Below are 12,226 nucleotides of genomic sequence, written 5' to 3'. Positions count from 1 at the left end.
ATCGGTGGCGGGGCGACGGGGCGTCATGCTGGGGGCCGCGAAACGCCGTGACCCCGAGGAGACCGAGATGAGCAGCACCCCCGCCGACCGCTGGAGCGTCGGCGCGCCCGAGGCCGACGAGTTCGCCGCCTGGCGTGAACTCTTCCGCGGGTACTGCGACTTCTACCGGGTGCCGTGCCCGGACGAGAAGGCGGAGCTGGTGTGGTCCTGGCTCCGGGATCCGGCCCACGAGCTGGACGGGCTGCTGGTCCGGGACGGCGAGGGGCGGCCGGTCGGCCTCGCCCACTACCGGCCGTTCGCCCGGCCGCTGCACGGAGCCGTCGGGTGCTTCCTGGACGATCTCTTCGTCGCGCCGGAGGTGCGCGGCGGCGGGGCGGTGGACCTGCTGCTGGCCCGGCTGCGGGAGATCGCCGCCGAGCGCGGCTGGGTCACCGTCCGCTGGATCACCTCCGAGACCAACTACCGGGCCCGCGCCAAGTACGACCAGGTCGCCACCCGGACCCCGTTCCTCACCTACGACATGGCCCCGGACACCGCGGTGCGCTGAGGACGTGACCGTCCCGCCGGACATTCGTTCGGACTTTCTGTTATCGGCGCGCCGCCGGGAGGTCTCCCAGGTGTCGGCACCCGACAGCCGGCCCCGGAGCAGAAAGTGTGACGACGTGAACAGCGACGACAGGACGACCATCCTCCCGGCGACCGGTGACGACGGCGGCACGGGTGGCCGGGCCGGTGGCCGGGCCGCGCGGCGGGCCGCCGACCGGCACGCCGGGCGGGGCCGTCGGGGGCGGCGCGGCGGGTTCGTGCCGGTCACCGCCGTCGTCGCGGCGGTCGCCGGGACGGGGCTGATCGCCGCGCTGGCCGGCGCCGGCTACGCGGCGTACGGCGGCAAGCAGACCGACCGGGACACCATGGGCCAGGCGATGGCCGCCGACGCGCTGATCGCCGCCGAGATCGGCACCCACGAGGGCATCCAGGTCCCCGGCGCCGGGGGCGCGGACCTGGGCGCGGCGGTGCCGTCGGCCGGGCCGAGCACGACCGACCCGGCCGCCACCCCGAGCGCCCTGGCCACGCCCACCGCCACCGCCCCGGCCACCCCGACGGCCTCGGCCACCGCCACCCCGACCCCGACCCCGACCCCCACCGCCTCGGCCTCCGCCGCCAAGGCGACCGCGAGCGCGTCCAGGACGGCGGCCGCCGCGCCGACCACCGCCCGGCGCACCGCCACCGCCCCGGTGGGCGGTGGCGCGGCTCCCTCCGACGCCCAGGCGGTCGTGGACCTGGTCAACGCCGAGCGCGCCAAGGCCGGCTGCGGGCCGGTCGCCGCCGAGCCCAGGCTGGCCACCGCGGCCCAGTCGCACAGTGACGACATGGCCGACCGCAACTACTTCGACCACGCGAGCCCCGAGGGCTACCACGCCGACCACCGGATCGAGGCGACCGGCTACCGCTGGAGCACCTGGGGCGAGAACATCGCCCGCGGGCAGAAGGACCCGGCCGCCGTGATGGACGCCTGGATGAACAGCCCCGGTCACCGCGCCAACATCCTGAACTGCTCGTTCAAGCAGCTCGGGGTGGGTGTGCGGACCGGGTCGGGCGGCCCGTGGTGGACCCAGGTGTTCGCCGCCCCGGCCTGACCGAGCCCGGCCCGGCAACCGGCCCGACCCGCTTCCACGTACCCCCGACCCGCCCGCCCGGCCTGACCCGTGACCTGACCCGTGGCCCCGTTCCGGGCCCCGGGGCGGTCCGATTTTCCGATTCCGCGCACATTGTTGTTATCTGATCACTCCCCACAGGTCTCCGAGGAGGCAGCGGCGGACGGAAACACGGCAATTCGGAGTGCGGACCATGAACGCTGATGTGCAGAACAGGACCGGGAGCACCCTGGTGCTCGCGGCGCAGGCCGGCGACCGGCAGGCCCAGGAGGCGCTGGTCGCCACCTGGCTGCCGCTCGTCTACAACGTGGCCGGCCGCGCCCTCGGCGGCCACGCCGACGTGGACGACGTCGCGCAGGAGACCATGATCCGCGCCCTCGACGGACTGGACGGGCTCCGCGACCCGGAGTCCTTCCGGTCCTGGCTGGTCGCCATCACCATGAACCAGATCCGTCGCCGCCACGCGGCCGGCCAGCAGCAGGCCGTCGGCGGACTGGACGAGACCTGGGAGGTCGCCGACCCCAGGGCCGACTTCACCGACCTCACCATCCTGCGGCTCGGCCTCTCCGGCCAGCGCCGCGAGGTCGCCGAGGCGACCCGCTGGCTCGATCCGGACGACCGCGAACTGCTCTCGCTGTGGTGGCTGGAGGCCGCGGGCGACCTCACCCGCGCCGAGCTCGCCGAGGCCCTCGACCTGAGCACGGCGCACACCGCCGTCCGCGTCCAGCGGATGAAGAAGCAGCTCGAAGCCGGCCGCGTCGTCGTCCGCGCGCTCGGCGCCTACCCGCGCTGCCCCGACCTGACCGAACTCACCGCCGGCTTCGACGGCACCCCGAACTCGGTCTGGCGCAAGCGGATCGCCCGCCACATCCGCAGCTGCGCCGGCTGCGACGGCCTCGGCCGCGACCTCTACCCCGCCGAGGCCCTGCTGGCCGGCCTCGTGCTGGTGCCGATCCCGCTCGGCTCGCCCCTCCTGCTCCACTTCCAGCACACCGCCGCCACCGTGGCTGCCCAGACCGCTGCCCAGAGCGCCGCGGCCGGAGCCGGCTCGGGTGCCGGACTCGGTTCGGGTACGGGAGCCGGCTCCGGCACGGGAGCGGGCGCGCACGCCGGTGCGGGAGCACACGGGGGCTGGGCCGGCACCGCGGCCCGCAAGGCCGTCCTGGTGAGCGGCGCGGCCGCCGCGGTGGCCGTGACCACCCTCGCGCTGGTCTGGCCGCAGCACGGCGAGCCGCCGCAGGTGGTCGGGCCGGAGACGACCGCCCCGGTCGCCGCCCGGGACACCCCGACGGTCGCGGCCGCACCCGTGGCCGTCGTCCCCTCGCCGGCGCCCACCCCGACGCCCACGGAGACCCCGACCCAGACCCCGACGCCCACCGCCACACCGACCGCGACCCGGACCATCAGCGCCCCGCCGGCGCCCAACCCCGAGCGCCAGCTGGTGGACCTGGTCAACGCCGAACGCGCCAAGGCCGGTTGCGCCCCGCTGCGGATCGACCCCAGGCTGCACAGCGCCGCCCAGAAGCACGCGGACGACATGGCCACCCGCGGCTTCTTCGACCACGTCAACCCGGACGGTGTCCGCACCGACGCCCGGATCACCGCCGCCGGCTATCGCTGGTCCCAGTGGGGCGAGAACCTCGACCGGGGCCCGACCACCCCGGCCGCCGTCTTCACCCGCTGGATGGACGGCGGCATCCACCAGTCGAACATGCTCGACTGCGGCTTCAAGGACATCGGCGTCGGCCTCGCGACCAGCCAGGCCGGCACCCCCTACTGGACCCAGGACCTCGGAGCGCCGATGTCCTGAACAGCCCGCCCGGAGCGGACAGCACCGGAACGGAGCGGAGCGGAGCGGACGGGACTAGGCGGGGGTGACCCCGACCAGCCCGTCCGCCGAGCCGGTCACGTAGCCCGTGGCCTGGCCGACGACCCCGCCCGCGTCGCCGACCTGGCCCGGCACCACGTCGGGCGCGCTGCTCAGCGGCCCGGGCAGTCCCTCCTGGCCGCCCACGGCGCTGGCGTGCGCACTGGGCGCGGTGAGGGAGGCCACGACACCCACGGCGAGCGAGGCGACGGCGAGCATGCTGCGCTTCTTCATGGCCGGTCCAACGACGCTGCGCCGGAAGGGTTACGGGAACGGCCCGCGCGTGCCGCCCCGCACACCCCCCGTCGCGCACCTCCGGCACGCACGCGCAGACGGTGCGTCAGGCGCGGTAGAAGGTCCGCCCGGCGGAGCCGGAGGAGACCGACCACACCTCGGTTATCAGCCCGTCCTCGATCCGCAGGGTGTCCGTCCCGCTGCGCGCCACCACTCCGCCCTCGCCGTCGGAGAAGCTCGCCAGGTACGGCCGGGCCACCAGACCCGACACCACCCCGTCGACCGACTCCAGGTCGACCACCGCGACGCCCTCGGCCGCGAACCGCAGCTCCGACCGCTTGGCGTGCCACTGCCGGATCACCTCGGCCAGCCCCGCCGGCGTCCGCACCTCGTCGAACACCTCCGACCCCGCCTGCGTGTACCGCAGGGTGAAGTCGGGCGCCATGATCTTCTCGGCCAGCTCCAACTCGCCGTTCCACAGCGCCGTCCAGCGGTCGTAGACCCCGACCCCGAACTCCCTCAGCTCGACACCCATGGACAGCCCCCGTTCGCTCCACGACCGTTCCTCGATCGTGTGGGGAACGCTAGCAGCGGCCACTGACAATCGGGCTCGGGCCGACGCGGACGGGCGGACGGCGACCGGGCGGCGGACAGTCGGGCGGCCGAGAGCTGGACGGCCCGCGCGCCGGCCGGGACTCAGGCCGGACGGCGGGCGGGCCGTGGGAACCACCATGGCCCCACCAGCCCCTGCCGGTCAGGGCGCGCACGCCGCGACCGGACGCACACCGGTGCGCCGGGGCGTGCGACAGCCGCCCCGGTCGCGCCGTCAGAGCGTTCCGGAGCCCCGGGCCACCCCCGTCCCGTCCGCCGCCCGGGCCTCGCCCGGAGCGGCTCCCGCGCCGACGGGCGCCACCGTCCAGTCCGGGTGCCCAGGCATCGGAGGTGTGCGCAGCCCGTACAGCCAGTCGTGGAGGAACCCGCCCAGGTCCTGCCCGGACACCTCGGAGGCGGTGCGCACGTAGTCCTCGGTGGTCGCGTTGCCGTACTGGAAGCGGCTCAGGAAGGTGCGTTCGATCCGGTCGAAGGTGTCGGCGCCGACCTTCTCGCGCAGCGCGAACAGCACCAGTGTCCCGCCGGTGTAGCGCTGGCTGTCGAAGAGGTCGGCGGCGTCCGGGGCGGCGACCGGCCCGGAGTCGTGGCGCCACTGGTCGCCGAGGCCGTAGACCTGGCGCATCCGGTCGACCAGGGTGGTGTGGCCCGCGCTGTCCGGCCAGCCGCGCTCGTAGCGGTAGAGCAGGCCGTAGTAGTCGGCGTGACCCTCGTTCAGCCAGAGGTCGGACCAGCGGGCGGGGGAGACGCTGTCGCCGAACCAGGAGTGCACCAGTTCGTGCATCATGTGCGAGCCGATCGCCGCCTCCGGCTGGCGCAGGAAGTTCGGCTTGTAGAGGGTCAGGGTCTGGGTCTCCAGGCCGGTGAACGCGAACGCGGCGGGGTCGTCGGTGTTGGCCGGCATGAGGCCGTAGGTCCGGAACGGGAAGCGCCCCAGGTGCGCCTCGGCCCAGCTGAGTTGGTCGGCGGTGAGGTCCAGCGCGGGTTCCAGCTCGGCGGCGCGGGCGGTCGGCACGACGTCGCGCAGCGTCAGCCCGTGCGGTCCGGTGCGCTCGCGGACGGTGTAGTCGCCGACCGAGACCTGCACCACCTCGGTGGCCATCGGTTCGGCGGAGACGTACCGGCGGGTGGTGCGGCCGTCGCCGTGCCGCTCGGTCCGCGCCAACTCGCCGCCGGCGACGCCCAGCAGGCCGTCCGGGGCGGTCACCGCGATGGTGAACCGCGCCTTGTCGCCGGGGTGGTCGTTGCACGGGAACACGGTGTGCGCGCTCCTGGGCTGGCCGGCCACCGCGAAGCCGTCCGGGGTGGGGACCCAGCCCGTGTGCGGCAGCGCGGCCCGCGGATCGGCGGTGTACTCGACCGTCACCTCGGTGGTGACGCCCCGGCGGAACGGCCTGGCCGGGGTGACGGTCAGCTTCTCGTCGTGGGTGGCGAAGCCGGCCGGGCGGCCGTCGACCCGGACGGCGCGCACGGACAGTCCGAGCGCGTCCAGGTCCAGGTGGGCGAGGGTGCGGTCGGGCCGGGCGGTGATCACGGCGGTGGCGTCCACCGTGCGGCTGTCGGCCCGGTAGTCGAAGGCCAGGTCGTAGGCGAGCGCCCGGTACCCCGTGTTCCCGAGCGTGGGGAAGACCGGATCGCCCAGCCCGTCGACGGCGCCGGCCGTCGGAACGCTCGCGGACAGCAGCACCGCGCTGAACGCGAGCGACAGGAGGAGACCGGTACGGGGCCTGGGCAAGGGCGATCACCGCATTTCAGCAGCGGGGAGCGGGTGCGGGAGCCGCCGGGACAGGAAGACCGCGCACGGATGCTAGTGGACCGCCGGGCGCCGCCGGGCGCGATTCGGAGATCAAGGGGGAACGGCGAACAGGGAGCGGGCGACACTCCGTCGTCCCCCGGACGGCCCACGGTGATGGCGCGGCCCCCGGGCACGGTCTAACGTCGGAAGTGCTTCGTCCCCTGACGGACGGGGCCACGGCCGCCGGAGACCTGGCCAGGTCCGGCGGCCGTACTTCCATGCCCTGGCGCCCCACCCGGACGCACCCCGTAGGCTGGCGGCCCAGCCGACGCCCCACCGGATGCCAGGAGCCGCCGTGACCAGCCCAGCTTCGCACGTACTGGTGATCGGCGAGTGCGTGGCCGACATCGTCCGTACGGATGGCGCCCCGGACCGGGTGCACCCCGGTGGCAGCCCCGCGAACGTCGCGTACGGCCTGGCCAGGCTGGGCCGCCGGGCCACGCTGCTCACCGAGCTCGGACCGGACGCCGACGGCCGGCTGATCCGGGCGCACCTGGAGTCGGCGGGCGTGCGGGTACGGGCCGCCGAGGTCGAGCGGACGCCCACGGCCGTGGTCCGGCTGGACGGGCACGGGCGGGCCGAGTACGCCTTCGACATCGGCTGGACGCTGCCGTTCACCGCAGTGGCGGCGGCCGAGCTCGCGGAGGCGCCCACCGCGGTCCACATCGGCTCGATCGGCGCGGTCACCCAGCCGGGCGCCGCGGCGGTGCTGGCGCTGGTGGAGCGGTGGCGCGATCGGGCGGAGATCAGCTACGACCCCAATGTGCGCCCCGCGCTGATGGGGGAGCGGGCCGAGGCCGTCCGGCGGGTCGAGCGCTGCGTGGCCCTGAGCGACCTGGTCAAGGCGAGCGACGAGGACCTGGCCTGGCTGTACCCGGGCGAGCGCCCGGACGCGGTCGCCGAGCGCTGGCTGGCCCTCGGCCCCGCCGTGGTCGCGGTGACCCTCGGCGCCGGGGGCGCGTTCGCCCGCAGCGCGGAGGGTGAGCGGGTCGGGGCGGCGGCCGTCCCGGTCGCGGTGGCGGACACCGTGGGCGCCGGGGACTCCTTCATGGCCGCCCTCCTGCACACCCGCGCGACCGCCGCCGACCTCACGACCTGCCTCTCCCACGCGGTGACGGCCGCCGCCCTGACCGTCTCCCGCCCGGGCGCCAACCCGCCCTCGGCGGCCGAGCTGGAGGCCGCCCTGACGGACGGCCAGTAGCCCTACTCCGACGCGGTGCAGACCCGGACCGTCGCGGCGATCACGTCCAGGGCCGCCGGGTCGTCGCTGCCGCTCAACTCGCCGGGCGGGCGGGCGCGGTGAGCTCCTTGCCGTACCAGACCTGGGCGTACGGGCCGTTGCTGTAGGCGGGGATCTCCTGGTAGCCGTGGCGGAGGTAGAGCGCTCGGGCCTCGACGAGGTCGAGCCGGGTGTCGAGGACGATCCGCTCGGCGCCGAGGGAGCGGGCGGCCTCGTCGACGGCGGCGAGCAGCCGGGCGCCGCCGCCGGTGCCGCGCAGGCCGGGGCGGACGTAGACCCGGGTCAGCTCGACGGTGGTGGCGTCGAGCCGCCGCAGGCCGGCGCAGGAGTGGGCGGTGCCGTCGTGGCGGCCGATCAGGAACAGGCCGTCCGGCGCGGTGAGGTCGTCGCTGGGGGAGTCGGCCAGGCCGGACTCCAGCTCCTCCGGGGTGCCCTCCCGCCCGAGGTGGAGGCGGTAGTAGCGGTTGGCCACGTCGTAGTAGTACTCGCGCAGCAGCTCCAGGGCCTCGGGTGTGGTCACGTCGGCCGGAGAGACGGCCCAGAGGTCGGTACGGCGAGGCGCGGTGTCGGTCATGCGGGCATGATCCACTTCCGGCCGGGCCGTCGCAATCGGTTTTCGGAGCCCTCGCCGTCGTCATCGGTCCCCGGGCGGACGGCTCCCGACGGCTCCGGACGGCTTCCGACGGCTCCCGACGGCTCCCGACGGCAAAGGAACGGCAAGGCCCCCGGCGCGCCGTTGCCCCGCGCGGGTGATGGGGGGATTGGAGGGGGTGCACGGCGGGGGAGCAGTGCAGCTATGGACAGACCATCAGATTGTCAGACTAATGGGGGTTTGAGGGGGAGTCAGAAGCGTCGGGGCGGTGTGCGGAACGGCCTGCTGGCCACCGTCTGCCTCTCCGCCGTCCTCGCCGGCTGCGCCGGTCCGGCCGGCCCCGCCGCGCCCGGGGCGGCCCCGGCCAGGACGGAGCCGGCCAGGACGGACGCGGCACCCGCCCCCAAGGCGGCCGCGGCTCCCGGCGGGCCCGTCGAGGCCGCCGACCGCGGCGCGGCCCGCGTGCCGGCGGCCCCGCCGCTGCTGCCCGGTCTGGCCCGCCAGGAGGAGGAGGCCAGCAGCGAGGCGGTCGCCCGCCAGGAGACCGCCGTCCGGACCGCCCTGGAGACCGCGCAGCGCTGGGGCCTGGAGCGCCCGCCGCTGAAGGCCCTGCCGCGCCCGGCGACCAGGGCCCGGCTCACCCCGGTCCAGGGCGTCAAGCTCGCGGACGGCCGCCCGCCGGTGGTCTACCGGGTGCCGACCGACGACAAGGTGGTCTTCCTGACCGTCGACGACGGCGCCGAGAAGGACCCGGCGTTCACCAGGATGGCCGAGGAGCTGGGCATCCCGTTCAGCGCCTTCGTCTCCGACTACCTGGCCCGCGAGAACTACGGCTACTTCCGCGACATGCACGCCCAGGGCGTGGAGATCAACAACCACACGATCAACCACCGCAACCTGAAGGTCCTGGACTACGAGACCCAGCGCCGGGAGATCTGCGACCAGCAGGACCAGCTGGAGCAGCAGATCGGCGTCCGCCCCCGGCTGTTCCGGCCGCCGTACGGCGAGTACAACGACGAGACGCTGCGCGCGGCGGCCTCCTGCGGCGTGCAGGCCGTGCCGCTGTGGAACGAGGAGGCCTTCCCGGACCACATGGAGTGGCGCTACGACGACCGGCAGCTGCACCCGGGCGACATCATCCTGACCCACTTCCGGGGCACCGACATCTGGAAGGCGACCATGCCGGACCTGCTGCGCAAGGTCGTCAACGACGTCACCGCGGCCGGGTTCACCCTGGGCCGCCTGGACGACTACCTGTAGTTCCCCGGGCGGGGCGGCTCAGCCGAGCGAGAGGGCGTCGAGGTACACCCAGGCGCCCTCGTACCGCACGAAGCGGCTGTGCTCGGCGAGTACGCCCTGCTCCGTGCCCTCGGTCCAGTGCGCGCGGAAGGCGACCGTGCCCTCCGCGTGGAACGCGCCGCCCTCGGTCGTGGAGACCACCTCCAGCCGGGTCCAGCGCAGCGCCGGGTCGAAGTCGACCTCGGCGGGCCGGGTGTCCGGGTGCCAGGTGCGCAGCAGGTACGCCTCGTCCTGCGCGGCGAAGGCGCTGAACCGGGAGCGCATCAGCGACTCGGCGGTGGTGGCGGCGGCCTGGCCGCGGTGCAGTCGGCCGCAGCAGTCCCCGTAGGCGGCGGGCAGGCCGCACGGGCAGGGGGAGGAGGGCAGCAGCCGGGGCGCGGCGGCGCGGGGCTCGGAACGAGGTCGGGACATGCGGTCCATTCTCCCCCACCGCGGTGCGGCCACCGCCGCCCGGGGCCCCGGTCCGCCCGGTCCCCGTACGCCGCCCCGTGCGACCCGCGGTGGACGCGGGCCGCCCCCTCGGCGCACCGAGGGGGCGGCCCGGTGCGTTACGCGGGGCGCCGGAACGAGTAGTTGAAGTCGGCGTCGCCGAAGTGCCGCATCATCCGGAGCCAGAGCGGCATCATCATCTCCGTCGCCCGGGCGGCCGAGATGTCCCCGAGGTCGATGATCCACTCGGCCGGCCAGCCGAAGCCGCCGAGCAGCGCGACGGCCTCCGCCTTGGCCGCCGCGTCGTCGCCGGCGACGAAGAGGTTGTGCTCGCCGGACAGCCGGCCCGGCTCCACCATCAGCTCGCAGTTGATGGTGTTGAGGGCCTTGACCACCCGGGCCTCCGGGAACTCGCGCTGGATGCGCTCGCCGACGCTGTCGGTGTTCACCGGGTCGAGGCTGACCTGGCCTTCCGGACCGAAGACCAGCGGGTTGGAGACGTCGATCAGCAGCTTGCCCGCGAGGTGCTCGGCCCCGGCCGCCCGCAGCGCGGCCAGGGCGACCGTCCCGCCGGTGGCGTTCAGCACCACCTCGCCGAAGGCGGCCGCCTCGGCGAAGGTCCCGGCCTGGGCGTCGGGGCCGGCCTGCGCGGCCCAGGCCAGGCCCTTCTCGTTGCCCTTCTCGCGGGATCCCAGCGTCACCTGGTGGCCGAGCGAGACCAGCTTGCTCCCCAGCGTCTGCCCGACCATGCCCGTGCCGATGATTCCGATGCGCACAGTTTCCCCGTCTCGTCGGTTGGAGGACCGCCCCCGGTGGGGCGGGCCGCGACGACCATAGTTGACCGGGCGTCACTCGCGCCGGAAGGTCCGGATCAGGTGTTTCCCCCGACGGTGAACATCGGTGCACATCGCGACCACGTGCGCGTACTCAGCCGCGGGCGTGGCGCAGCGGTGGTCGCGACTCAGCCGCGGGCGTCGCCGAACCAGGTGCGCAGGGCCTCGGCGAGGCCGTCCGGATCGGGGTCGTCGGCTTCCGACGCCCAGGCGACGTACCCGTCCGGGCGCAGCAGCAGGGCGCCGGCGGGCGGTTCGGCGCAGTCGGCGACCACGGTGTCCACCCGGTCCCGCCACCCGGCCGCGCCGTCCGCGTGCTTGCCGCCGCCGAGGTCGAGCAGCAAGGGGCGTCCGGTGCGGGCGAGTTCGGCGAGCCGGGCGGGCCCGGCGGCGGTGCCGAGCGCGAGGTCCGGCGCGAACCGTCCGGCGAGCGGGTGCGGGCAGCCGGTGTCGTAGCGGATGTCGCTGCCCGCCATCAGCGCGGCGATCCGGCCGAGGTTGTCCGGGTGCGACAGCAGTTCGCCGAACAGGGCGCGCACCGCCGTGGTCCCGGGGCCCGGGGCCATCAGCGCCATCTGGGCCTGCGAGTGCATGAAGACCCGCTCGCCGATCGGGTGCCGCTCGTCGTGGTAGCTGTCCAGCAGGCCGGGCGGGGCCCATCCGGAGAGTTCGGCGGCGAGCTTCCAGCCGAGGTTGGCGGCGTCCTGCAGGCCGAGGTTGAGGCCTGGGCCGCCGGTCGCGGCGTGCACGTGCGCGGCGTCGCCGACCAGCAGGACACGGCCCTGCCGGTAGCGTTCGGCGAGCCGGGTGTTGTGGCCGACCTGGCGGCGCGGGGTGAGCGGGCCGGGCGTGCGGGCCGGGGTGAGCGCCAGGTCGGCGCCGGTCACCCGGCGGATGCTGGCGCGCAGTTCGTCCAGGGTGAGCGGGCTCTCCTCGGCGGGCGTCGGGCCGCCCCACTCCGACGTGGCGACCATGGTGGCGTCCGGGCCGAAGGGGGCGATGACGAAGACGCCGTGCTCGGTACGGGTGTGGGTGAACGGTCGGAACGGGGTCGGGCAGCCGGGCAGCAGGAACTCGCCGGTGTCGGTGGTGCGCACCTCCTCCGGGAGCAGCACGTGCGCGATGCGTGAGACCGGGTCGGGCGAGGTGACCCCGGGGAAGCCGATCCCGGCCAGCTTGCGGACGGTGCTGCGTCCGCCGTCGGCGCCGACCAGGTAGCGGGCGCGCAACCGCCCGTCACCGTCCGGGCCTTGGCAGTCGATCGTCACTCCCGTCGCGTCCTGGGCGAGGCCGGTGAGCTCGCAGCCGCGGCGTACGGCGATGCCGAGCCCGCGGGCGCGCTCCTCGAGGACTTCCTCGATCCGGTGCTGCGGCACCGGCAGTGCGTACAGTGGGTTGCCGTCGAGCTGTCGCAGGTCCAGCGGGAAGGCGCCGAACACGAAGCGCGGCACGGGTCGCGGGGTGCCCGGGCCGGCGAGCGGCTCGTACAGGCCCCGGTGGTCGAGCAACCGGATCACCTGGCCGACGAGGCCGTTGGCCTTCTGGGCCGGCGAGCGTTCGGGCAGCCGTTCCAGCACCACCGGACGGATCCCGGCCAGTGCCAGCTCGCAGGCCAGCATCAGCCCGTTCGGACCGGCGCCGACGACGGCGACGTCGTGGATCATCTCGGGTCC

12 protein-coding genes are annotated in these 12,226 nt (G+C 75.1%); 5 read left to right on the top strand and 7 right to left on the bottom strand.

Annotation, left to right across the window (positions count from 1 at the left end):
* Positions 1–67 precede the first annotated feature (67 nt).
* From IE332_RS21395 to IE332_RS21385, 3 genes are all read left to right on the top strand, one after another.
* On the top strand, positions 68–547 hold the full coding sequence (locus IE332_RS21395) for a GNAT family N-acetyltransferase (RefSeq protein ID WP_189918807.1): 480 nt from the start codon (positions 68–70) through the stop codon (positions 545–547).
* 115 nt (positions 548–662) lie between these two features.
* Entirely contained in the window at positions 663–1,637 is a 975-nt protein-coding gene (locus IE332_RS41930; protein ID WP_268256594.1) for a CAP domain-containing protein, read from the top strand.
* A 211-nt stretch (positions 1,638–1,848) separates the two neighbouring features.
* Positions 1,849–3,465 (top strand): sigma-70 family RNA polymerase sigma factor, encoded by a 1,617-nt coding sequence (locus IE332_RS21385; RefSeq protein ID WP_189918806.1) that lies wholly within the window; start codon positions 1,849–1,851, stop codon positions 3,463–3,465.
* Positions 3,466–3,519: 54 nt separating this feature from the next.
* Here the strand turns inward: IE332_RS21385 and IE332_RS21380 are convergent, their stop codons facing one another.
* The 3 genes from IE332_RS21380 to IE332_RS21370 form a co-directional block, all read right to left on the bottom strand.
* The gene (locus IE332_RS21380; RefSeq protein WP_189918804.1) at positions 3,520–3,756 is read right to left on the bottom strand and encodes a hypothetical protein; all 237 of its coding nucleotides are present in this window, start codon (positions 3,754–3,756) and stop codon (positions 3,520–3,522) included.
* Between the two features lie 106 nt (positions 3,757–3,862).
* Entirely contained in the window at positions 3,863–4,291 is a 429-nt protein-coding gene (locus IE332_RS21375; protein ID WP_189918802.1) for a nuclear transport factor 2 family protein, read from the bottom strand.
* Between the two features lie 291 nt (positions 4,292–4,582).
* The gene (locus tag IE332_RS21370) at positions 4,583–6,052 is read right to left on the bottom strand and encodes a M1 family metallopeptidase (RefSeq protein WP_229928788.1); all 1,470 of its coding nucleotides are present in this window, start codon (positions 6,050–6,052) and stop codon (positions 4,583–4,585) included.
* Positions 6,053–6,455: 403 nt separating this feature from the next.
* On the opposite strand from IE332_RS21370, the gene IE332_RS21365 reads away from it, so the two are divergent.
* Positions 6,456–7,361 (top strand): carbohydrate kinase family protein, encoded by a 906-nt coding sequence (locus tag IE332_RS21365; protein ID WP_229928776.1) that lies wholly within the window; start codon positions 6,456–6,458, stop codon positions 7,359–7,361.
* Positions 7,362–7,434: 73 nt separating this feature from the next.
* On the opposite strand, the gene IE332_RS21360 is transcribed toward IE332_RS21365, so the two are convergent.
* Complete coding sequence (locus IE332_RS21360) at positions 7,435–7,974, bottom strand: GNAT family N-acetyltransferase (protein ID WP_189918796.1); 540 nt, start codon at positions 7,972–7,974, stop codon at positions 7,435–7,437.
* A gap of 288 nt (positions 7,975–8,262) precedes the next feature.
* On the opposite strand from IE332_RS21360, the gene IE332_RS21355 reads away from it, so the two are divergent.
* On the top strand, positions 8,263–9,252 hold the full coding sequence (locus IE332_RS21355) for a polysaccharide deacetylase family protein (RefSeq protein ID WP_229928775.1): 990 nt from the start codon (positions 8,263–8,265) through the stop codon (positions 9,250–9,252).
* A gap of 18 nt (positions 9,253–9,270) precedes the next feature.
* Here IE332_RS21355 and IE332_RS21350 read toward each other — a convergent pair whose 3' ends face one another.
* The 3 genes from IE332_RS21350 to IE332_RS21340 form a co-directional block, all read right to left on the bottom strand.
* Positions 9,271–9,711: a YchJ family protein gene (locus IE332_RS21350; RefSeq protein ID WP_189918792.1), complete on the bottom strand. Its 441-nt coding sequence runs from the start codon at positions 9,709–9,711 to the stop codon at positions 9,271–9,273.
* A gap of 128 nt (positions 9,712–9,839) precedes the next feature.
* A complete protein-coding gene (locus IE332_RS21345) occupies positions 9,840–10,496 on the bottom strand; it encodes an NADPH-dependent F420 reductase (protein WP_189918790.1) in 657 nt (218 codons plus the stop codon).
* A gap of 185 nt (positions 10,497–10,681) precedes the next feature.
* Entirely contained in the window at positions 10,682–12,217 is a 1,536-nt protein-coding gene (locus tag IE332_RS21340) for an FAD-dependent monooxygenase (RefSeq protein WP_189918788.1), read from the bottom strand.
* Positions 12,218–12,226: the final 9 nt, after the last annotated feature.

The sequence above is a fragment of the Kitasatospora xanthocidica genome, from assembly GCF_014656195.1.
Taxonomy (GTDB): Bacteria; Actinomycetota; Actinomycetes; order Streptomycetales; family Streptomycetaceae; genus Kitasatospora; species Kitasatospora xanthocidica.
Note: the sequence above shows the minus strand (reverse complement) of the source record. Positions and strands in the feature narration are given on the sequence as shown.